Annotated in this window: 14 protein-coding genes and 1 pseudogene; 10 read left to right on the top strand and 5 right to left on the bottom strand. The window is 65.8% G+C overall.

The window, feature by feature from the left end; genetic code table 11:
• Positions 1–976, bottom strand: a pseudogene (locus HL671_RS35680) (ABC transporter substrate-binding protein); the annotation flags it as partial.
• A gap of 541 nt (positions 977–1,517) precedes the next feature.
• Positions 1,518–3,131, bottom strand: a complete 1,614-nt coding sequence (locus tag HL671_RS35675; RefSeq protein WP_172243409.1) for an ABC transporter substrate-binding protein — start codon at positions 3,129–3,131, stop codon at positions 1,518–1,520.
• Between the two features lie 269 nt (positions 3,132–3,400).
• Between HL671_RS35675 and HL671_RS35670 the strand changes: the two genes are divergently transcribed.
• From HL671_RS35670 to HL671_RS35635, 8 genes are all read left to right on the top strand, one after another.
• On the top strand, positions 3,401–4,531 hold the full coding sequence (locus HL671_RS35670; RefSeq protein WP_172243406.1) for a M20/M25/M40 family metallo-hydrolase: 1,131 nt from the start codon (positions 3,401–3,403) through the stop codon (positions 4,529–4,531).
• A gap of 393 nt (positions 4,532–4,924) precedes the next feature.
• Positions 4,925–5,866: an ABC transporter permease gene (locus HL671_RS35665; protein WP_012045209.1), complete on the top strand. Its 942-nt coding sequence runs from the start codon at positions 4,925–4,927 to the stop codon at positions 5,864–5,866.
• 12 nt (positions 5,867–5,878) lie between these two features.
• Complete coding sequence (locus HL671_RS35660) at positions 5,879–6,769, top strand: ABC transporter permease (RefSeq protein WP_012045210.1); 891 nt, start codon at positions 5,879–5,881, stop codon at positions 6,767–6,769.
• A 174-nt stretch (positions 6,770–6,943) separates the two neighbouring features.
• Entirely contained in the window at positions 6,944–8,590 is a 1,647-nt protein-coding gene (locus HL671_RS35655) for an ABC transporter ATP-binding protein (protein WP_012045211.1), read from the top strand.
• A 423-nt stretch (positions 8,591–9,013) separates the two neighbouring features.
• Positions 9,014–10,540 (top strand): M81 family metallopeptidase, encoded by a 1,527-nt coding sequence (locus HL671_RS35650; protein WP_172243403.1) that lies wholly within the window; start codon positions 9,014–9,016, stop codon positions 10,538–10,540.
• A gap of 109 nt (positions 10,541–10,649) precedes the next feature.
• The gene (locus HL671_RS35645) at positions 10,650–11,813 is read left to right on the top strand and encodes a M20 aminoacylase family protein (protein WP_012045213.1); all 1,164 of its coding nucleotides are present in this window, start codon (positions 10,650–10,652) and stop codon (positions 11,811–11,813) included.
• Positions 11,814–11,879: 66 nt separating this feature from the next.
• Entirely contained in the window at positions 11,880–13,301 is a 1,422-nt protein-coding gene (locus tag HL671_RS35640; RefSeq protein WP_172243400.1) for an amidase, read from the top strand.
• Positions 13,302–13,730: 429 nt separating this feature from the next.
• Positions 13,731–14,621, top strand: a complete 891-nt coding sequence (locus HL671_RS35635; RefSeq protein ID WP_012045215.1) for a crotonase/enoyl-CoA hydratase family protein — start codon at positions 13,731–13,733, stop codon at positions 14,619–14,621.
• Between the two features lie 251 nt (positions 14,622–14,872).
• On the opposite strand, the gene HL671_RS35630 is transcribed toward HL671_RS35635, so the two are convergent.
• The 3 genes from HL671_RS35630 to HL671_RS35620 all read right to left on the bottom strand — a co-directional run bounded on the left by HL671_RS35630 (position 14,873) and on the right by HL671_RS35620 (position 17,379).
• Positions 14,873–15,850, bottom strand: coding sequence for an NADPH:quinone oxidoreductase family protein (locus tag HL671_RS35630; protein ID WP_012045216.1), 978 nt, complete (start codon positions 15,848–15,850; stop codon positions 14,873–14,875).
• A complete protein-coding gene (locus tag HL671_RS35625) occupies positions 15,850–16,452 on the bottom strand; it encodes a 2-hydroxychromene-2-carboxylate isomerase (RefSeq protein WP_172243397.1) in 603 nt (200 codons plus the stop codon). Before HL671_RS35625 ends, HL671_RS35630 begins: the two co-directional genes overlap by 1 nt.
• A gap of 222 nt (positions 16,453–16,674) precedes the next feature.
• Positions 16,675–17,379 carry a glutathione binding-like protein gene (locus HL671_RS35620; protein WP_172243394.1) on the bottom strand — a complete coding sequence of 235 codons (705 nt, stop codon included), beginning with the start codon at positions 17,377–17,379 and terminating at the stop codon, positions 16,675–16,677.
• Positions 17,380–17,541: 162 nt separating this feature from the next.
• Here HL671_RS35620 and HL671_RS35615 point away from each other — a divergent pair, with 162 nt between their 5' ends.
• Both HL671_RS35615 and HL671_RS38855 read left to right on the top strand, forming a co-directional pair.
• On the top strand, positions 17,542–18,564 hold the full coding sequence (locus tag HL671_RS35615; RefSeq protein ID WP_012045219.1) for a methionine synthase: 1,023 nt from the start codon (positions 17,542–17,544) through the stop codon (positions 18,562–18,564).
• Positions 18,565–19,030: 466 nt separating this feature from the next.
• Positions 19,031–22,267, top strand: a complete 3,237-nt coding sequence (locus HL671_RS38855) for an autotransporter outer membrane beta-barrel domain-containing protein (RefSeq protein WP_012045220.1) — start codon at positions 19,031–19,033, stop codon at positions 22,265–22,267.
• Positions 22,268–22,346: the final 79 nt, after the last annotated feature.

Here is a 22,346-nt window from a genome sequence, read left to right as displayed (position 1 = left end):
TCGAACGGCGGATTGAGGAAGTTCATCCGGCCCAGCGTCTGAAAGCCGAACTTGTTGAGAACATCGATCTTCAGATCCGGGTTCGCTTCCAGCACCGGCAACAGATCATAGGGCGGCGCTTCCATGAAATCGATGTCGCCCGATTGCAGCGCATTCACCGCGGTCTGCGCATCGGCCATGGTGATCCATTCGACGCGATCGACCTTCACCACCTTGCCGCCGGAGGTCCAGCTCGCCGGCTCCTTGCGCGGCACANTTCGACGCGGTCGACCTTCACCACCTTGCCGCCGGAGGTCCAGCTCGCCGGCTCCTTGCGCGGCACATAGTCGGTGTTCTTCTCGTAGACCGCCTTCACGCCCGGCTGAAATTCCGCCTTGACGAATTTGAACGGGCCGGAGCCGATCTGCTCCGGGATCTGCTGGCCCTGCGGCGTCTCAGCGAGGCGCTTCGGCATCATGAACGGCACCAGCGACGACGGCTTGCCGATCGACTCCAGCACCAGGCCATAAGGCTCCTTCAGCTTCAGCACGATGGTCTTGGCGTCCGGAGCTTCCAGGCTCGCGGTGAAGTCCATCAGCTTCTGGCCCATGCCGTCATTGCGGCCCCAGCGCTTCAGCGATGCGACGCAATCCTCCGCCGTGACCGGCGTGCCGTCATGCCATTTCAAGCCATCGCGCAAGGTGAAGGTGTAGGTCAGCTTGTCGTCCGAGACCTTCCAATCCGCCATCTGCGGCTGGATCTTGAAGTTAGCATCGGTGGCGAGCAGCGTGTCATAGACCATGTAGCCATGATCGCGGGTGATATAGGCGGTGGTGAAGCCGGGATCGATCACCCGCAGGTCTGAATGCATCACGGCGGCGATGGTTGTCTTGCCAGCGGCGAGCGCCTGCGGCGCAAGACAGGGCGATAGCAAAACAGCGGACGCAACAAGCCAGGATGCGAGCACGGAATGAGCCCGGCGCGGATGAGGTGACATGCGATCTCTCTTGACGTGACGGGGTGAACGGCTGCCTCGGAACTCAGCGAGACACGGCGATCCGCCGAGCGTCGCGGCCGCGTTCTGCGATCCTCGGCTCAGCGTTCATTCCGCAGCCGAAGAGTTGCAACAGTTCTGGTGCCCGTCAATCGGCTTTGCTGGCGCAGGCCGCACGGCCAGCGCCCCGCGGCTCCCGCAAGATGAGCATTGGTACAGGCATGCCATTTGAACGGGCGCCATGCAGGGCGGCGGCACCGTCGTCGGCCGACGCAAGGCGACCTGCGGGTCTCCCCGTACCATCCGGACCGATGCGCTGGCTCCGTTGTCATTGCGAGCGCAGCGCGCGCTGCAATGTGGACGGCCTCGGCGGAGGGGTTCTGCGGTGCGTCGCTGCGTTCGCAATGGTGCAGGCCATCTTGCGATTGCAGCGAGAGGCACGCATCGCAGCCGCTTTGTCTACTCTCACGGTCACCGAAAACAAATGCGGCGGAGTTGCCTCCGCCGCAGGGTCGTGTGCTGATGGCAGAGCCGTGGTGGCGCCCTACTCGCTCTTGTCGATGTTCCAGAAGATCGGCGTCGCCGGGCCGTCCAGCACGCCGGTCAGCGATTTGCGCCAGCCGCTCGGCAGCAGATATTGGCCGAGCGGGATGTAGATCACACGCTCATAGTTCAGCTTCTGGATCTCGGTCGCGATCTTCTTCTGCTCGTCCTGCGAAGACGCGCGCGCATAGGCGTCGCGCAGCTTCTCGATCTCGGCATCCTCGGCCCAGCCGAACCAGCCGCCCTTGGTGCCGCGGCCACCGATCGACACGTTCACCACGGGATTGGCGACGTCGGCGCCGACCCAGTTGGTGAAGAACATGTTCCAGCCGCCTTCCTTGACCGGCTTCTGGCTGGCGCGGCGCGTCACCACGGTCTGCCAATCCGTCGCCTGCAGGTCGACCTTGAAGCCGGCCTCGCGCAACAGCTGTGCGGCCACGATCGGCTGCGCCTTCAACGTCGTGACGTCGCCGGGCGCCATGATCGCGATCGGCGTGCCGTCATAGCCGGATTCGGCCAGCGCCTTCTTGGCCTCGGCCATGCCGTTGCCCTTGATCAGCGTCTCCGCACCGACATCGGTCTCCAGCGGCGTGCCGCAGACGAACACCGCGCCGCAGATCTTCTGATATTTGGCATTGCCGACCAGCGCGTCGAGCACGTCCTTCTGGTTCAGCGCCAGGAACGCCGCGCGGCGCACCTTCACATTGTCGAACGGCGGATTGAGGAAGTTCATCCGGCCCAGCGTCTGGTAGCCGAACTTGTTCAGCACATCGATCTTCAGATCCGGGTTCGCTTCCAGCACCGGCATCATGTCGTAGGGAAGGTTCTCCATGAAGTCGATGTCGCCCGACTGCAGCGCGTTCACCGCGGTCTGCGCATCCGGCATCGTGATCCATTCGACGCGGTCGACCTTCACCACCTTGCCGCCGGAGGTCCAGCTCGCCGGCTCCTTGCGCGGCACGTAGTCGGTGTTCTTCTCGTAGACCGCCTTCACGCCCGGCTGAAATTCCGCCTTGACGAATTTGAACGGGCCGGAGCCGATCTGCTCCGGGATCTGCTGGCCCTGCGGCGTCTCGGCGAGGCGCTTCGGCATCATGAACGGCACCAGCGACGACGGCTTGCCGATCGACTCCAGTACCAGGCCATAAGGCTCCTTCAGCTTCAGCACGATGGTCTTGGCGTCCGGAGCTTCCAGGCTCGCGGTGAAGTCCATCAGCTTCTGGCCCATGCCGTCATTGCGGCCCCAGCGCTTCAGCGAGGCGACGCAATCCTCCGCCGTGACCGGCGTGCCGTCATGCCATTTCAAGCCATCGCGCAGGGTGAAGGTGTAGGTCAGCTTGTCGTCGGAGACCTTCCAGTCCGCCATCTGCGGCTGAATCTTGAAGTTCGAATCGACCGCCAGCAACGTGTCGTAGACCATGTAGCCATGGTCGCGGGTGATATAGGCGGTGGTGAAGCCGGGATCGATCACGCGCAGGTCGGAATGCATCACCGCCGTGATCGTCTTCTTGGCGGCGGCAAGCGCCTGGGTGCTCAGCGCCGTGGACAGCGAAAGCACGGAAACGGCCAGGCTCGTGGCGAGCGTAAGACCTTTCCAGCGCGGGATGTGGAACATTACGGAGTCTCCTGACGGGGATATTTTGATGCCAAACTGATCAGAGCCAGATCATTCGTTGAGCGGAGCGGTCAATCCTTGTGCGAACTAACAGACGCAAGCCGCTGAGATTCAACACTTGCACTGGCTGCCCTGCTCGTCAATCCGCATTCGCTGCATGGCAACAATGGCCGGCAACGCCGTTAACGACTGCATAGCTTTCGCTTTACAAAGCTTGCGCGACTCCATCTCGTGTGCGCCGATCGTGACCAAACCTTGAAGAGAGCAACATGAATCCAGCCAATCTTCCGTTCGATACCGAGGCCATGCTGCAGGGTTTGCGCGGCTGGGTGGAGTGCGAAAGTCCGACCTGGGATGCGGCCGCCGTCGAACGGATGCTCGACCTCGCCGCGCGCGACATGGCGATCATGGGTGCGACGATCGAGCGCATCGCCGGACGCCAGGGATTCGCCGGCTGCGTCCGCGCCCGCTTCCCGCATCCGAACCAGGGGCAGCCGGGCATCCTGATCGCCGGCCACATGGACACGGTTCACCCCGTCGGCACCCTCGCCAAGCTGTCCTTTCGCCGCGAGGGCAACAAATGCTACGGTCCCGGCATCTGTGACATGAAGGGCGGCAACTACATCACGCTGGAGGCCATCCGCCAGCTCATCAAGGCGTCGGTGACGACGCCGCTGCCGATCACCGTGCTGTTCACGCCCGACGAGGAGGTCGGCACGCCGTCGACGCGGGACATCATCGAGGCCGAGGCGCAGCGCAACAAATACGTCCTGGTGCCCGAGCCCGGCCGCCCCGACAATGGCGTGGTGACCGGCCGCTATGCGATTGCACGCTTCAATCTCGAAGCGGTCGGCCGGCCGAGCCACGCCGGCGCCCGGCTCGGCGCCGGCCGTTCCGCCATCCGGGAAATGGCCCGCCAGATCCTGGCGATCGACGCCATGACCGGCGAGGACTGCACCTTCTCGGTCGGCATCGTGCGTGGCGGCCAATGGGTCAATTGCGTCGCCACCACCTGCACCGGCGAGGCGCTCAGCATGGCGAAGCGACAGGCCGATCTCGATCGCGGCGTCGAACGCATGCTGGCGCTGTCCGGCACCCATGACGATGTCAGCTTCACGGTCACCCGCGGCGTCACGCGTCCGGTCTGGGAGCCGGATTCCGGAACCATGGCGCTGTATGAACACGCGCGCGGCATCGCCGAGCAGCTCGGCCTGTCACTGCCGCATGGCTCGGCCGGCGGCGGCTCGGACGGCAATTTCACCGGCGCATTGGGCATCCCGACGCTTGACGGTCTGGGCGTGCGCGGTGGCGACATGCACACGCTCAACGAGCACATCGAGGTCGACAGCCTTGCCGAGCGCGGCCGCCTGATGGCCGGCCTGCTCGCCACGCTCGCCTAGATCGTGACGAGATCATGACGCTGGACGCGCCGCAGCAGCCCTGCAGCTGTGCATGGATGAGGCGGCGCGCTCATCCTCTCGCCAACGCTGATTGACGCGCGGCCATGCCAAACGGCACCACGCAACTCCGGGCGCTGCTGCGCAGCAGTTTAGTTTCATTTTACGGGACGGCGACAGCGCCGGTGGACATTCTCGCGTCGGCGCGCAAGTAATGGCAAGGGCCTTGCAAAGTTTACGCGAGCTCCTTCGCACATGCGATGAAGCGCTATGATCGCGAAATGTCGCATCCGTCGGCCGGACAGCGGAGACCTTGAAAGCGATGGACATCAGTGACATGCAGACTCGGTCGCGCAATCTGCCTTCCCCAGGGATCATGAACACGGTTCTCTCACGATGATCGGTTATCTGCTTCGCCGCATTCTCGCATCCATCCCTGTGATGGGCGTGGTGGCGCTGTTCGTCTTTCTGCTGCTGCGCCTGACACCCGGCGATCCCGCAGCGATTCTCGCCGGCGACAACGCAACGCCCGAGCAGCTCGAGCGCATCCGCACCACGCTCGGCCTGAACGAGCCGCTCTACATCCAGTTCTTCACCTGGATCAATCAGCTGCTGCATGGCGATCTCGGCGTGTCGCTGATCTCCAAGGTGCCGGTGCTGCAGATGATCGGCCAGCGCGTCGAGCCGTCGATCTCGGTTGCGATCTCGACCATCATCCTCTCGATCCTGGTCGCGGTCCCGCTCGGCGTCATCGCCGCATGGAAGCACGGCACCTGGATCGACCGCTTCGTGATGGGCCTGTCGGTGCTCGGCTTCTCGGTGCCGGTCTTCGTGATCGGCTACATCCTGATCCAGATGTTTGCGATCAATCTGCGCTGGGTCCCGGTCCAAGGCTTCCGCAGCATCACGGTCGGCTTCGGCCCGTTCTTCGAGCGCATCATCCTGCCGACCTGCGCGCTGTCCTTCATCTACGTCGCGCTGATCGCACGCATGACGCGCGCCGCGATGCTCGACGTGCTCGGCGAGGATTTCGTGCGCACCGCGCGCGCCAAAGGCGTCAGCGAGGTCGCCGTGCTGCTGCGCCACGCGCTGCGCAATGCCGCGGTGCCGGTCATCACCGTGATCGGCTCCGGCTTCGCGCTGCTGATCTCCGGCGTCGTCGTCACCGAGAGCGTGTTCAATCTGCCGGGCATCGGCCGGCTCACGGTCGACGCCGTGCTGGCGCGCGACTATCCGGTCATTCAGGGCATGATCCTGCTGACCTCCTTCATCTATCTCGCGGTCAATCTGCTGATCGACCTCGCTTATACGCTGCTCGACCCCCGCATCCGCTACTGAGGCCTTGTTCCGATGGCAATCGTCACCACTCCTGAGCCGTCGATTCCGGTCACCACGCGACTGGGGCCCAAATTCGGCTTTCTCACCTCGACCCCGATCATCGCCGTGGCCACGATCTGCCTGTCGCTGATCGTGCTGGTCTCGATCCTGGCGCCGCTGCTGGCGCCCCATGATCCGGTGCTGCTGGCGCCGGCACAGCGGTTGAAGCCGTCGAGCGCGCAATACCTGCTCGGCACCGACGCCTATGGCCGCGACCTGTTGTCGCGCACCATCTATGGCGGCCGGATCTCGTTGCTGGTCGGCGTCGGCGCCGCCGTCATCTCGATCGCGATCGGGCTGGTGATCGGCCTCGTCTCCGGCTTCTTCCGCTGGGTCGACGCCATCATGATGCGGGTGATGGACGGCCTGATGGCGATCCCGAGCATCCTGCTCGCGATCGCCGTGGTGTCGCTGTCGGGCGCCAGCGTCGCCACCGTGATGATCGCGATTACCATCGTCGAGATTCCGCGCGTCGCGCGCCTGGTCCGCTCGGTCGTGCTGACCGCGCGCGAGGAGCCCTATGTCGAAGCGGCGATCTCATTGGGCACCTCGATGCCCAAGATCATGTGGCGGCATCTGATGCCGAACACGATCGCGCCGCTGATCGTCCAGGGCACCTATATCTGCGCCGCCGCGATCCTGACCGAGGCGATCCTGTCGTTCCTCGGCGCCGGCATCAGCCCGGAGACGCCGACCTGGGGCAACATCATGGCCGAGGGGCGCTCCTACTTCCAGATCAAGCCGTCGCTGATCTTCTGGCCGGGCCTGCTGCTGTCGATCGCCATTCTCTCGATCAACCTGATCGGCGACGCCGCCCGCGACGCACTCGACCCGCGCATGAAGCAGCGCGAGGCCGGCAAGTGACCAACGTTATTGCCGTCATTGCGAGCGCAGCGAAGCAATCCAGGGCCGCACCCGGGACTCTGGATTGCCTCGTCGCTTCGCTCCTCGCAATGACGGAGGAGACAGGAGACCCCGGATATCGCTGCGCTCATCCGGGCTACGCATTCTTCGCCACGGCGACTGAGGCCTGAACACATGACCGACACCATCCTCGACATCGACAATCTCGTCGTCACCGTCGGCAAGACGAAGAACCCGAACGGGCCGCGCATCATCGACGGCGTGTCGATCAAGGTCGCCAAGGGCGAGACGCTGTGCGTCGTCGGCGAGAGCGGCTCGGGCAAGTCCGTGACCTCGCTGACCACGATGGGCCTGTTGCCGAAGAACGCGCTGCATGCCGTCGGCGGCAGCGTCAAGCTGGTCGGCGAGGAACTGCTCACCGCCAGCGATCGCCGGCTGCGCGAACTGCGCGCCACACGGATGGCGATGATCTTCCAGGAGCCGATGACCGCGCTCAATCCGGTCGTTCCGGTCGGCCGCCAGATCGACGAGGTGTTGCGCGCGCATACGTCCCTCGACGCAAGGGCGCGCCGCAAGCGCATCCTCGACATGATGGAGCAGGTCCACCTGCCCGACGTCGAGCGCATCTTCGCCTCCTACCCGCACCGCCTGTCCGGCGGCCAGCGCCAGCGCATCATGATCGCGATGGCTTTGGTGCTGGAGCCGAAGCTCCTGATCGCCGACGAGCCGACGACTGCCCTCGACGTCACCACGCAGAAGCAGATCCTCTCGCTGATCCGCGAACTGCAGCGCGATCACGGCACGGCGGTGTTGTTCATCACCCACGACATGGGCGTCGTCGCCGAGATCGCCGATCGCGTATCCGTCATGCGCCAGGGCCGCCTGGTCGAGACCGGCCCGCTCGACAAGATCCTGCGCAGCCCGGAAATGGACTACACGCGCAACCTGCTCGCCGCGGTGCCGAGCCTGATCCCGCGGCCGCCGCGGCCCGAGACCAGCGAGCCGGTGGTGTTGGAGACCAACGAGCTCGGCAAGGTCTATCGCGAGCGCTCGTTCATCGGCAAAGCGCGCGAGGTCGTCGCCGCGCAGAACGTCACCCTCACCTTGCGCAAGGGCCGCACGCTCGGCATCGTCGGCGAGAGCGGCTCCGGCAAGTCGACGGTGGCGCGCTGCATCGTGCGCCTGATCGATCCGACTTCGGGCGGCGTCCGTCTGGCGGGCAACGAGATCTCGATCCTGACGCGCCGGCTGCTGCAGCCGCACCGCAAGCGCATCCAGATCGTGTTCCAGGATCCCTACCGCTCGCTCAACCCGCGGCTGACGGTCGGCGAGAGCATCGCCGAGGGCCCGGTCAATTACGGCACCTCGCACGATAAGGCGATGGCGCGGGCGCGCGAGCTGCTCGAGCTGGTCGGCCTGCCCGCGGACGCGATCTCGCGCTACCCGCACCAGTTCTCCGGCGGCCAGCGCCAGCGCATCGCGATCGCGCGCGCGCTCGCGCTCGATCCGGACGTGCTGGTGGCCGACGAAGCGGTCTCCGCGCTCGACGTCTCGGTGCAGGCCCAGGTGCTGGAGCTGCTCGACGAGATCCAGCGCCGGCTCGGGATCGCGATCCTGTTCATCACCCACGATCTGCGTGTCGCCGCCCAGATCTGCGATGACGTCGTGGTGATGCAGAAGGGCCGCATCGTCGAACAGGGTCCGGCCGGCGAGATCCTGACCCACCCGAAGGAAGCCTACACCAGGTCCCTGCTCGAAGCCGCACCCGGCCGCCACTGGGATTTCGCCAACTTCCGCCCGGTGTCGGAGGCCGTGGCGTAAGTCGCGTAGCCCGCATGAGCGACAGCGTGCGCCCGAAGGGCGCAGGCGATAGCGACATGCGGGGTCTCACGCGCTTCTCGTGAGACCCCGGATATCGCTCCCACCTCCGCCCTGCGGGCTCCGTCGTCCGCTCGTCCGGGCTACGAAACGCACGACATCGCCGGTGCCGTAGGATGGGCAAAGGCGCTGCCGTGCCGTTTCCACGCGCGAGATCACGGTGGCGCCGTGCCCACCGTCTCGCCGCCGAACACGCTGATCGACGGTGGGCACGCTGCCGCCTGCGGCGGCTGCTATGCCCACCCTACACGTCACTGCACGTTCCATCATCGTGGCCCGCATGCAAAACGGCATCGCTCCTTCGCTTGCCTGCGCCGCGAGCGCCGGTCTAACGTCAAGCCCAAATCAACGGCCTGAGGTTAAGGAATGGCGCGCGTCGCGATTGGCGGCTTCCTGCACGAAACCAATACATTCGCACCGACCAAGGCTGATTACGACGCCTTCATGCATGGCGGCGGCCGCGCCTCGATCGACGATGCAGCCAGCGTGCTCACGACCATGCGCGGCATCAATGCCGGCCAGGCCGGTTTCATCGCGGTCGCGGACGCCAATGGCTGGGACATCGTTCCGACCATCGCCTGCGCGGCCAGCCCCTCGGCGCATGTGACCGAGGAGGCGTTCGAGCGCATCACTGCAACGATGGTCGACCGCATCAAGGCCGCCGGCCCGCTCGACGGCGTCTATCTCGATCTGCACGGCGCCATGGTGACCGAGCATCGCGAGGATGGCGAGGGCGAGATTCTCGCCCGCGTGCGCCAAGTGATCGGTCCCGACGTGCCGCTGGTCGCAAGCCTCGATCTGCACGCCAATGTCACGCCCGAGATGATAGCGCAGGCCGATGCGCTGATCGCCTATCGCAAATATCCGCACACCGACATGGCCGACACCGGCCGCGCCTGCGCCGAGCATCTCGCACGGCTGCTGCGCACGCGCGCGCCGCTGGCGAAGGCTTTCCGGCAGTTGCCGTTCCTGATCCCGATCAGCTGGCAGTGCACCAACGACCAGCCGACCAAGGGCATCTATGAGCAGCTCGCGGCGCTGCAGAGCGAGGCGGTGCCGACGCTGTCTTTCGCCCCTGGCTTTCCCGCCGCCGACTTCGCCCATTGCGGCCCCAGCGTGTTCGCCTATGGCCTGACACGGGCGGATGCGGACACGGCGGCGGATGCGATCGCGGCGATCGTCACCGGCCACGAGAATGATTTCGACGGCCGCATCTACACCCCGGATGAGGGCGTGCGCCATGCGATGATGCTGGCCAAGACGGCGCGCCGCCCGATCGTGATCGCCGACACCCAGGACAATCCCGGCGCCGGCGGCGATTCCGATACGACGGGCATGCTGCGCGCGCTGGTACGCAACCGCGCCAGCCGCGCGGCGATCGGCATGATCTACGATCCGCAGGCCGCACTGGCTGCGCATGCCGCCGGCGAAGGCGCGACGGTCACGCTGTCGCTCGGCGGCAAGAGCGGCATTCCCGGCGATGCGCCGTTCGAGGAGAGCTTCATCGTCGAGACGATCTCCGATGGCCGCTTCATCGCGCCCGGCCCGTTCTATGGCGGCCGCAGGATGGAGATGGGCCCGTCGGCGTGCCTGCGCATCGGCGATGTCCGCGTCGTCGTGGCCTCGCACAAATCCCAGCTCGCGGACCAGGAGATGTACCGCTTCGTCGGCATCGAGCCCACCGAACAGGCGATCCTGGTCAACAAGAGCTCGGTGCATTTCCGCGCCGATTTCGAACCGATCGCCGAAGCCCTGCTGATCTGCGCCGCGCCCGGCGCGATGCCCGCCGATCCCTCCACTTTGCCCTGGACGCGGCTTCGCCCGGGCATCCGCCTCAAGCCGAACGGCCCGGCGTTCGGGGGCCCCATCTCCGCATACCCATCCTCATCCTGAGGAGCCCGCCTTCAGGCGGGCGTCTCGCAGGCTGGGCCGCAAGCGCGCTCGCAGACCAGCCACTCCTCACATCATAAGAACATCTCACCAAGCTCCAACGGAACCCCACATGCCCACCATCGACCGCATCCAGGCTTACGCCGACGAACTCACCGCCATCCGCCGCGACCTGCACGCCCATCCCGAGATCGGCTTCGAGGAGACGCGCACCTCCGGCATCGTCGCCGAGAAGCTGTCGCAATGGGGCATCGAGGTGCATCGCGGCCTCGGCGGCACCGGCGTGATCGGCGTGCTCAAGGGCAAGGGCGACAGCGGCAAGCGCATCGGCCTACGCGCCGACATGGACGCGCTGCCGATGGAGGAGAACACCAACCTGCCCTGGCGCTCGACCATCCCCGGCCGCTTCCACGGCTGCGGCCATGATGGCCACACCACGATGCTGCTCGGCACCGCGCGCTATCTCGCCGAGACGCGCAATTTCGACGGCACCGTGCATTTCATCTTCCAGCCGGCCGAGGAAGGCCTCGGCGGCGCGCGGGCGATGATCAAGGACGGCCTATTCCAGAAATTCCCCTGCGACGAGCTCTACGGCCTGCACAATGCGCCTGATCTCGCGCATGGCGAGATCGCCATCCTACCCGGCCCGGCGATGGCCGGCGCCGACTTCTTCGACATCAAGATCTCCGGCTATGGCGCCCATGGCGCGATGCCCGAACGCTCCAAGGACGCGGTGGTGATCGCCACCAGCGTGGCGCAGGCGATCCAGACCATCGTCAGCCGCAATGTCGAGCCGCTGCAGGCCGCCGTCGTCTCGATCACCCAGATCCATGCCGGCTCGGCCTACAACGTCATTCCGGGCGACGCCTGGCTGTGCGGCACAGTACGCGCGTTCTCGGACTCCGTCCGTGCGCTGGTGCGCGAGCGCATGCGCGCGATCTGCGCCGGCATGGCCGCGGCGTTCAACTGCGAGATCGATGTCGACATCCGCGACACGTTCAGCGTCCTGGTGAACCAGGAGGAGCAGTCCAAGGTCGTCGAGGAGGTCGCGCGCACCGTGGTCGAGCCCTCCAAGGTGCTGACGCGCTCGACGCCAAAGATGGGCAGCGAGGATTTCGCCGACATGCTGCAGACCATCCCGGGCGCCTATTTCTGGGTCGGCCATGACGGCTCGGTGCCGGTGCATAATCCCGGCTACGTGCTCGACGACAAGATCCTGCCGATCGGCGCCAGCATGTTCGCCCGCATCATCGAAACCCGTATGCCGGCAGCTTAGCGTGATCTGACATGCGTCCATGAGCGGGTGGCGATCTCATACGAAGTTCGGCAACGGAGTTTCAGCATGCACAAGCCCGCCTCGGATGATGTCACCTCGCTGCACGACCTCTCCGCGGTCGATCTGATCGCCGGCTACCGCGCGCGCCAGTTCTCGCCGTCCGAGGTGATGGACGATGTGCTGGCGCATGTCGCGGCCTGGGAGCCGCACATCAAGGCGCTGTACCTGCTCGACGTCGACGCCGCGCGGGCCGCCGCCAAGCTCTCGACCGAGCGCTGGGCCAATGACGAGCCGACGGGCGTGCTCGACGGTGTGCCGGCGACGGTGAAGGACAACATCGCCACCAAGGGCCAGCCGATGCCGCTCGGCGCCGCCAGCGTCACGCGCGCGCCGCTCGCGGCCGACGCGCCGCCGGCGGCACGGCTGCGCGAGGCCGGCGCGATCATCTTCGCCAAGACGACGATGCCCGATTACGGCATGCTGTCGTCGGGCCTGTCGAGCTTCCATCCGCTGACGCGCAATCCGTGGGATCTCCGGACGAACCCTGGCGGCTCCAGCGCCGGCGCGGGCGCGGCCGCGGCGGCGGGCTATGGCCCGCTGCATGTCGGCACCGATATCGGCGGCTCGATCCGGCTGCCGGCGTCGTGGTGCGGCCTGGTCGGGCTGAAACCGAGCTTCGGCCGGGTGCCGCTCGATCCGCCCTATGTCGGCCGCGTCGCCGGCCCGATGACCCGCATCGTCGACGACGCCGCGCTGATGATGAGCGTACTGTCGAAGCCGGACCGCCGCGACGGCACCAGCCTGCCGCCGTCCGACCTGCACTGGAAGATCGCGGAGAAGCCGGTGCGCAAGCTGCGCATCGGCCTGATGCTCGATCTCGGCGGCGTCGGCCAGGCGCTGGAAGAGCCGGTGCGGGCCACGACGCTGGCCGCGGCAAAAGCCTTCGCGGACGCCGGCGCCGTCGTCAGCGAGGTCAAGGGCTTCCTGACGCGCGAGATGCTCGACGGCCTCGACAATTTTTGGCGCGCGCGGCTGTGGGACGATCTGGCCCGGCTCGCGCCCGAGGTCCGCGCCAAGACCCTGCCCTACATCCTGCAATGGGCCGAGCGCGGCGCGACACTGTCCGGCGTGGAGGTGATCAGGGGTTTCAACGTCACCATGACCCTGCGCGCGGCGGCGGCCAGACTGTTCACCGAATACGACTACATCATCTCGCCAGTCTCGCCCGGCGTGAAGTTTCCGGCCGAGTTCGCGTCCCCCGTCAACGATCCGCAGGCGCCGTTCGAACACATCACGTACACCGTGCCGTGGAACATGTCGGAGAACCCGGCGATCTCGGTCAATGCCGGTTACGACGCCGACGGCTTCCCGATCGGCCTCCAGATCGTCGGCCGCCGCTTCGACGATGTCGGCGTGCTGGGATTGGCGAAGACGTTCGAGGGCCTGCGTGGCGAGCAGCGGCCGTGGCCGGCGCCGCCGGCCTTGTAGCCTGGATGCGCGCAGCGACATCCGGGTTCACCGACGCAGCGCGTGAGACCCGCATGTCGCGACGCTCCTGCGTGCACCAGGCTTTTTGTTTGAGAAGGAGATGTTTCCACGCGTCATTGCGAGCGTCGTGTCGCAATGACCGGGAAAGAGCATGGCGCATCGCTACGGCGCCGTTCGCAGAAATACAGATGGCACCGAGCTTTTCGGCGCGTCCTGCGGCCAGCGGATGGGCACGCCGTCGCGCGCCGTTCCATGCTGCGGAATGATTCCGCGGGACTTTGCCACGGCGTCACGCTGAACTATTGTGTTCATGTCGCGGGTCTTGGTTGCGTCGTTATTCCGGGCTCACGCCCTACGGGCCGTGCCCCGGAATGACAGCGGCATTTTTGGCTCGCCTAACTAAGAACAACAACGGATCAGGAAACCCCCATGGCCTACCAGACCATCCTCTATGACGTCGCCGACAAGATCCTCACCATCACCTTGAACCGCCCGGAGAAGCTCAACGCCTTCACCGCGACGATGCAGCAGGAGCTGATCGATGCCTTCGATCGCGCCGACAGGGACGACGGCATCAGGGCGATCATCGTCACAGGATCGGGCCGCGCGTTCTGTGCGGGCGCCGACCTCTCCTCCGGCGCCGACACGTTCGATCGCGATGCCAAACGGGGACCGGTGAAGCGCCATGCCGATGGCCGCGTCGACTATTCCGATCCGCAGGTGCGCGACGGCGGCGGCCAGGTGACGTTGCGGATCTTCAAGTCGCTCAAGCCGGTCATCGCCGCGGTCAACGGCCCCGCCGTCGGCATCGGCGTCACCATGCAGCTCGCGATGGACATCCGCATTGCGTCGGACGCGGCGCGGTTCGGCTTCGTGTTCTCCCAGCGCGGCATCGTGCCGGAAGCCGCGTCGAGCTGGTTCCTGCCGCGCATCGTCGGCATCTCGCAGGCGCTGGAATGGTGCTACACCGGTCGCGTCTTTCCGGCGCAGGAGGCGCTCGCAGGCCGTCTCGTCAGCAAGGTCGTGCCGCCGGACGAGCTGCTGCCGACCGCGCGTGCCCTGGCGCGCGAGATCGCCGACAAGACGGCGCCGGTGTCGATCGCGCTGATCCGCCAGATGATGTGGCGCATGATGGGCGCCGACGATCCGATGGAGGCGCACAAGATCGACAGCCGCGGCATCTACGCGCGCGGCCGCTCCGATGACGTCAAGGAAGGCGTGGTGTCATTCCTGGAGAAACGCCCGGCCCAGTTCAAGAACACCGTCACTGCCGACATGCCCGACTATTTCCCGTGGTGGGACGAGCGGGAGTACAAATAGCCTCCTTTGTCATTGCGAGGAGCGGCGCAGCTTGTAGCCCGGATGAGCGCGGCGACATCCGGGTTCATCGACCCAGCTCGTGAGCCCCCGCATGTCGCCACGCTCATGCGGGCTACGCGCTGTCATTGCGGGGAGTACTTGCGACGAAGCAATCCAGACTCTTTCCGAAGCCCCTGGATTGCTTCGCTGCGCTCGCAATGACGGCACCAAACAGGAGCTGTCGTCCCGGACAAGCACGCGCGCGCCGCGCCTCAATCCATCACCAGCGCGACGCGGCCGATGGCCTTGCGGTTGATCAGCAGTCGCATCGCGCGCGCATAATCCGCAAACGGTACGCGGTGTGAGACATTGGGGCGCAGTCTGCCCTGCTCCGCAAAATCGAGCAACGCGGCCATGCGGCGCTCGCCGAGCGCGGGATCCTGGCGCACGGCCTCGCCCGCGCGGACGCCGAGGACGCTGGCGCCCTTCATCAAAATCAGATTGGTGCGGGCCAGCCCGATGCCGCCGGTGAAGCCGATCACCAGCAGCCGCGCGCCCCAGGCGATGCAGCGGACGCTGTTTTCGAACACCTCGCCACCGACAGGATCGAACACGACATCGACGCCTCGGCCGTCGGTGATGCGCTTGACCGCATCGCGAAACGGCTCGCGCGCATACAGCACGAGATGATCGGCGCCGCGCGCGCGGGCCACCGCGAGCTTCTCTTCGGACGAGGCCGCCGCGATGACGGTGGCGCCCAGCAGCTTGCCGAGTTCGACCGCGGCCAGGCCGACGCCGCCACCGGCGCCGTGCACCAGCAGCGTCTCGCCGGACCTGAGCTGGCCGCGATCGACCAGCGCATGATACGCGGTGCCGTGGCCGGCGAGATAGGTCGCGCCTTCAGCGTAGTCGAAGGTCGAGGGCAGCGGCGTGAGCTGGCGGGCTGCGACCACCGCCTCTTCTGCATAGGCGCCGAAGCGCATGCGCACGATGACACGGTCGCCGACGGAACGCCCCGTCACAGCGGTGCCGGTCTCGATGACATCGCCGGCCGCTTCCACGCCCGGCGTGAACGGCAGCTCGGGCTTGAGCTGATACTCGCCCGCCGCCATCAGAATGTCCGGAAAGTTGATGCCGGCGGCGCGGATCTTCACCCGCACCTCTCCCTCACCTGGCGCGCGCGGCGGCAGATCTTCGAGCCGCAACGCCTCCGGTGGCCCGAGCTCGCGACAGACGATCGCCCGCGGCATCAGGCCGTCCGCCGCTTCGCCAGCGCCTCGCGGATCAGCGGCAGCCGGTCATTGCCGAAATACATATCGGTGGCATCGACGAAGATGGTCGGCGAGCCGAAGCCGCCGCGCTTCACCACCTCCTCGGTGTTGATGCGCAGCTGGTCCTTGATGCCCTGCTGGGCGATGCCGTCGAAGAACGCCTGCGGATCGATGCCGACGCGCCGGCACGCCTCGGTCAGCACCGCGTCCTGCGAAATGTCCTGGTCCTCGCCCCAGTAGATCTCGAACACGCTCCGCGCGAACGGCACCATGTCCTGCCCCAGCCAGATGCAGCCGCGCATCGCCTTGACGCTGTTCACCGGGAACACCGATGGCGGCATCTTGATTTTGAGCCCAGCCGAGCGCGCCCAGTCGCCGAGGTCTTTCAGCATGTAGGCCGCCTTGGCCGGCACCGGCTTTTCACGTTGGGCGTAGACGCTGGGATTGACAGTGTTGAAGATGCCGCCGACCAGAATGGGCCGCCAGACGATGTCGACGCCGAATTCCTTCGCGAGCGGCTGGATGTTGTGGAAGGCGAGATAGGTCCAGGGGCTAGAGCAGTCGAAGAAGAATTCGATCATCGGTTGTCCTCAATGTCTCAACAGGTTCGCCGGTGCGCGGCAAACAACGCAGACTGGTCGTGCCGCCCCTGGACTGCTTCATCGCTGCGCTCCTCGCAATGATGGAGAGCGTGAGGCCAGTTCGCTCCGCCGTCGTTGCGAGCGCAGCGAAGCAATCCAGGGGCGGCAACAAAGGGTCTGAATGGTTTGTCGCTGCCTTCCTCGCAGCAACGCAAAGTTTGCTCACTGTCTCCCCATCATCTCCTTCGCCTGCCCACCGAACATCACGTGGCGTGTCTTCTCGTTAAACGGCTCTTTGACGAACTTGCCGATCGCAAGCCCGGCCTGCAGCTTCGGCCGGGCCCGCAAGGTCGCGTACCAGCGCTTGATGTTAGAGAAGTCGTCGAGCGTGAACCCCTGCGCCTTGTGCGTCATCATCCAGGGAAAGCAGGCGATGTCGGCGATCGAGTAGTCGTCTCCTGCGACATAAGCGCCGGTCCTGCCGAGCTGCATATCGAGCACGTGGAACAGACGTGCGACCTCGTCGCGATAGCGCTGGATCGCGTAAGGGATCTTCTCGGCCGCATAGAGCGCGAAATGTCCATGCTGGCCCATCATCGGCCCCAGCCCGGCCATCTGCCACATCACCCATTGGATCACGCGCGAGCGCGCCCGCATCTCCTGCGGCAGGAACGTCCCGGTCTTGTCGGCGAGGTAGATCAGGATCGCGCCGGTCTCGAACACCGAGAAGGGTGCCCCGCCATCGGCCGGCGCATGATCGACGATCGCAGGGATCCGATTGTTGGGGCTGATCGCCAGGAACTCCGGCTTGAACTGGTCGCCGGCGCGGATGTCGACGGGAATGACCTTGTAAGGCAGCCCGAGTTCCTCGAGCATGATCGAGATCTTCCAGCCGTTCGGCGTCGGTGCGTAATGGAGATCGATCATGCCTTCCCGCTTCCCTTTCCCGTTGTCCCGCCTCTGTACAGCCCGGACCATTATGCCGCGCTGCGGAACGCGAGCGGCGGCTTCGTTCTTCTGTACCTGAAGGGTAAGCCATGGCACACAGGCGCTCAAGCCTGACCGCCCCCTGTGCCGGAGAGTTCGACCATGCTGTTTCCATCGACCATTGCAGGATCGCTGCCGAAGCCGGAATGGCTGGCCGAGCCGAACGTGCTGTGGGCCCCGTGGAAGGCGAAGGGCGAGGAGCTCGCCCGCGCCAAACGCGATGCCACGATCCTGGCGCTCAAGCTACAGGAGGATTCCGGCATCGACATCCTCACCGAGGGCGAGCAGTCGCGGCAGCATTTCGTGCACGGCTTCCTCGAGCGCGTCAACGGCATCGACTTCGCCCACAAGGTCGAGATGGGAATCCGCAAGGACCGCTACAAGGCGATGGTGCCGCAGGTGGTGGCGCCGTTGGCGCTGAAGGGCCGCGTCCACGGCGATGAAGCGCGGATCGCGCGCACGCATACGACGCGCGCGCTGAAGTTCACGCTGCCCGGTCCGATGACGATCATCGACACCATCGCCGACAACTATTATGGCGACCGCGTCAAGATGGCGTTCGCCTTCGCCGAACTGTTGAACCAGGAGGCCAAGGCGCTGCACGACGACGGCATCGACATGATCCAGTTCGATGAGCCCGCCTTCAATGTCTATATGGACGAGGTGCGCGATTGGGGCATCAAGGCGCTGGAGCGCGCGGCCGAAGGACTGACCTGCCCGACCGCCGTCCACATCTGCTACGGCTATGGCATCAAGGCCAACACCGACTGGAAGGAGACGCTGGGCAGCGAGTGGCGACAGTATGAGGAGACCTTCCCGGTCATCGACGCCAGCTCGATCCAGCAGGTCGCGGTCGAATGCCGCAATTCTAAGGTGCCGATCGAGCTGCTCGGCCTGTTGAAGAACAAGATTGTGCAGGCCGGCGTCATCGATGTCGCCAGCGACGAGATCGAGACCGCCGAGGACGTCTGCAAGACCATCGAGGACGTCATGAAGGTGGTGCCGAAGGAGAACATCATCGCCACCACAAATTGCGGCATGGCCCCGATGCGGCGCGAGGTCGCCGAAGCCAAGCTGAGTGCGCTCGGCACCGGCGCGAAGCTGGCGCGTCAAAGGTTCGCTTGATCGGCTGCGGGCGGCAGACGCGAGCGCTCCGTCAGCGCCTGCTGCCCATGTCTCACCGCCGGCATGTGGTGAATTGCGTGCAGGTCTTGGCGTCATCGCTCAAGCGATTCATACGAATCGCGCGCGGACGCGCAGCGTGCGACGTGCGGTCTCGCAAGACCCCGTAAGACAACGGATGAAGTCACGCGCGCGACGTCGACGTCGCCACCAGCGGCTTTTCTTGTGCAGCTTGTTGTACATTGAACAGCGCTGACCAGCACGACATGCGTTTGTCTTACTGGCAAATCTCCCACGATTCTTTCGGCGATACCCCGCGCACAGTTTTCGAGACGCGCTGTGTCTCTGCTGCGCTTGACAATTGATGTCCGGGCATTTCATTTGATTGCTACTGTTTGGTGTAGTCGCGGCCAAGCCTGCCGCTCGAATCGGCTTCTGATTTCACTTGCCTTCATTGCTGGGGATGGGGATGACTTGCTTTGCGAGAACGAACTTTGCTGTGCCGAATTCAAAGCCGCGGCGCTGGCTCGCGCTCTCTTTCCTCCTTGCAGGCACGTTTCTGAGCACCCAGGCCCTGGCGATCGACGTCGCCAATCAGGCCGACTGGAATACGGCAGTGGCGGCGGTCGCAGCCGCAGGCGCCAACTCGACCGTGACAATCAACATCACCAGCGGCTTCACCCTGTCCAGCTCGCTTGCGCAACTGCAAGCCGCCAATAGCAACGTCACGGTGAACATCACCGGCAATGGCCAGACGATCAACGGCGCCTCCTCGTTTCAGGGCATCGTCGTCAACGGTGCCAATGCGCCGACCGTGAATATCTCCAGCCTGTCGATCACCAACACCGCTGCGATCGGCGGCAACGGCCAGAATGGCCAGAACGGTTACTATAGCGGCGGCTTGGCCTATGGCTCCGGCGGCGGCGGCGGCGGCGGTCTCGGTGCAGGCGGCGGCCTGCTGGTCGGCAGCGGCGCCAACGTCACGATTGCCGCGGTGACCTTTACCAGCAACAGCGCCACCGGCGGCCATGGAGGCAACGGCGGCAGCGCTCAGAACGCGGCGGCTGACCCGGTCAATGGCGGCAATGGTGGCGCGGGCGGCGCCGCCAACAATGGCGGCGCCAGCGGCGGCGGCGGCGCGGGCGGCACCGGCGGACATGCCGGCGGACAAGGCACGGCCGGCACCGCGGGCGCCTCGCTCGGTGACGGCGGCGGCGGCGGCGGCGGCTCCGGCACCACCAACAGCACCACCTACACCAACAACAATCCCGGCGGCAGCGGCAACGCCAACGGCGGCAACGGCGGCAGCGGCGGCGACGGCGCGACGAATGCCAGCGGCGCGGGCGGCCCCGGGCCCGGCTCCGACGGCGGCGCCGGCGGCAATGGCGGCGCCGCCAATGGCGGCGCCATCTACGTCGCCACCGGCGGTACGCTGACGATTCTCGATTCGCCGATTTCCGGCAACACCGTCGCCGGTGGCGCCGCCGGCACCCCCGGCATCGGGATCGGGCCAAGCGCCATCAATGGATTTTCAGCAGCGGCAGGCGCAGCGCAGGGCGCCGGCATCTTCCTGAGCGGCGTGACGGCCAATATCGGCGTGTCCGGCGGCAGCGTGACCTATGGCGACTCCATCGGCGGCACCGGACTGACGACCGGCGGCGTCAACACCGCCATCAACAAGACCGGCGCCGGCACCTTGGTGCTGTCAGCGACCAACACCTTCACCGGCAACGTCAACATCAGCGCAGGCACTGTTTCGATCGGCGCCACCGCGAACCTCGGCAACGTTGCCAATGACGTGATCATTTCCAATGGCGGCACGCTAGCGGTCACTGGCACGACCACCCTCGCCAATGGTCGCGACTTCAAGATTGCCGGCCTGTCGACGATCGATGTGACCTCAGCGACCACGACCACGCTGCAAGGCATTGTCTCCAACGGCGCTTCCGCCGGCACCTTGGTAAAAGCGGGCGGCGGCATCCTGCTGCTGTCGGGCACCAACACCTACACCGGCGAGACCAACGTCATCGGCGGTACGCTGCGCGCGGGTACGGCGAACGCATTCGGCGCCAGCACCGTCTTCAGCGTGCTGTCCGGCGGCACGCTGGATCTCAACGGTTTCAACAAGACCTTCGGCACGCTGAGCGGCGACGGCGCCGTGACCGGCGCCAATGTGACGATCGCCGGCACTTTCACGCCCGGCAATGGCAACCCGGCCTCGTCCATGGCAATCACCGGAAACCTCGCATTCCAGTCGGGTGCGGTCTATCTGGTGCAGCTCAACCCGACGACCGCCTCACTTGCCCAGATCACCGGCACCGCCAATCTTACCGGCGCTGCGGTCACTGCGAACTACGCCAACGGCACCTACATCTCCAAGAAGTACACCATTCTCACCGCGACCGGCGGCGTCAGCGGCACCTTCAGCGGCGTGACCAACACCAACCTGCCGGCAGGCTTCTCCTCCACGCTGAGCTATGACAGCAACAATGCGTTCATCGACCTCACGATGAACACGGCGTCGGGCAGCATCAACCAGCAGAACGTCAGCAACGCGCTCACCAACTATTTCAACCGGAACGGCAGCATTCCGGTCGTATTCACCGGCTTGACACCGACGGGGCTGACACAGATCTCGGGCGAGACCTCGACCGGCTCGCAGCAGACGACCTTTACTGCGATGACCCAGTTCATGGGCATCATGACCGATCCGTTCCTCGGCGGCCGCGGCGACCAGGGCTCTGCGCCCGCCGGCGCGATCGGCTATGCCGAAGAAGCGCTCGCTTATGCGACCAAGCGCAATCCGAACGACGCCCTGGCGGCGATCTATACCAAGGCGCCGGCCGCGCCGGTGGCAAGGCCGAACTGGAGCGTGTGGGCGGCCGGCTTCGGCGGCTCGCAGAGCACCGACGGCAACACCGCGCTCGGCTCCAACAACACGACCAGCAACATCTACGGCACGGCCGTCGGCGCCGACTATCGCTTCTCGCCTTTCACGATCGCCGGCTTTTCGCTGGCGGGCGGCGGCACCACATTCAACGTCGCCAATGGCGGCAGCGGGCGCTCCGACCTGTTCCAGGCCGGCGCCTTCGTCAGGCACATGATCGGCGCAGGCTATGTTTCGGGGGCACTGGCCTATGGATGGCAGAACGTCACCACCAACCGCACGGTGACGGTGGCTGGCGTCGATCAGTTGCGAGCCAATTTTGATGCCAACACCTTCGCCGGCCGGCTCGAAGGCGGCTATCGCTTCATCTCGCCATGGATGGGGTTCGGCATCACGCCCTACGCCGCCGCGCAGTTCACCACCTTCAACCTGCCGGGCTATGCCGAGAGCGCGGTCGCCGGCGCCAACACTTTCGCGCTCCGTTTCGGATCGCAGAGCTTGACCGATACGAGGTCGGAGCTGGGTGTTCGCACCGACAAGGCCTATGCGCTGACGGACGGCGTGTTCACGCTGCGCAGCCGCTTCGCCTGGGCCTATGACTTCAATCCCAGCCGTTCGGTCGGAGCCACGTTCCAGACACTCCCCGGCGCATCCTTCGTCGTCAACGGCGCGCGGCTGGCGCAGAACTCGGCGCTGACGACGGTCGCCGCGGAAATGAAGTGGAGAAACGGCTGGTCAGCCGCAGCAAGCTTCGAAGGCGAGTTCTCGGACGTGACCCGCAGCTACGCCGGCAAGGGCGTCGTGCGCTACGCATGGTGACGCGAGGGCCGCGCAGTCCCTCGGCCGTCGTAGTCCGTAGCCCGCAGGAGCGACAGCTGGCGCGCCGCATGCGCGACGA

Origin of the sequence: Bradyrhizobium denitrificans (assembly GCF_013179005.1) — a bacterium.
GTDB lineage: Bacteria > Pseudomonadota > Alphaproteobacteria > Rhizobiales > Xanthobacteraceae > Bradyrhizobium > Bradyrhizobium denitrificans.
Note: the sequence above shows the minus strand (reverse complement) of the source record. Positions and strands in the feature narration are given on the sequence as shown.

Bases quoted from the DNA above. Each gene is read 5' to 3' on its own strand.
- HL671_RS35675 (WP_172243409.1), bottom strand. From the start codon at position 3,131: ATGTTCCACATCCCGCGCTGGAAAGGTCTTACGCTCGCCACGAGCCTG.
- HL671_RS35670 (WP_172243406.1), top strand. From the start codon at position 3,401: ATGAATCCAGCCAATCTTCCGTTCGATACCGAGGCCATGCTGCAGGGT.
- HL671_RS35665 (WP_012045209.1), top strand. From the start codon at position 4,925: ATGATCGGTTATCTGCTTCGCCGCATTCTCGCATCCATCCCTGTGATG.
- HL671_RS35660 (WP_012045210.1), top strand. From the start codon at position 5,879: ATGGCAATCGTCACCACTCCTGAGCCGTCGATTCCGGTCACCACGCGA.
- HL671_RS35655 (WP_012045211.1), top strand. From the start codon at position 6,944: ATGACCGACACCATCCTCGACATCGACAATCTCGTCGTCACCGTCGGC.
- HL671_RS35650 (WP_172243403.1), top strand. From the start codon at position 9,014: ATGGCGCGCGTCGCGATTGGCGGCTTCCTGCACGAAACCAATACATTC.
- HL671_RS35645 (WP_012045213.1), top strand. From the start codon at position 10,650: ATGCCCACCATCGACCGCATCCAGGCTTACGCCGACGAACTCACCGCC.
- HL671_RS35640 (WP_172243400.1), top strand. From the start codon at position 11,880: ATGCACAAGCCCGCCTCGGATGATGTCACCTCGCTGCACGACCTCTCC.
- HL671_RS35635 (WP_012045215.1), top strand. From the start codon at position 13,731: ATGGCCTACCAGACCATCCTCTATGACGTCGCCGACAAGATCCTCACC.
- HL671_RS35630 (WP_012045216.1), bottom strand. From the start codon at position 15,850: ATGCCGCGGGCGATCGTCTGTCGCGAGCTCGGGCCACCGGAGGCGTTG.
- HL671_RS35625 (WP_172243397.1), bottom strand. From the start codon at position 16,452: ATGATCGAATTCTTCTTCGACTGCTCTAGCCCCTGGACCTATCTCGCC.
- HL671_RS35620 (WP_172243394.1), bottom strand. From the start codon at position 17,379: ATGATCGATCTCCATTACGCACCGACGCCGAACGGCTGGAAGATCTCG.
- HL671_RS35615 (WP_012045219.1), top strand. From the start codon at position 17,542: ATGCTGTTTCCATCGACCATTGCAGGATCGCTGCCGAAGCCGGAATGG.
- HL671_RS38855 (WP_012045220.1), top strand. From the start codon at position 19,031: ATGACTTGCTTTGCGAGAACGAACTTTGCTGTGCCGAATTCAAAGCCG.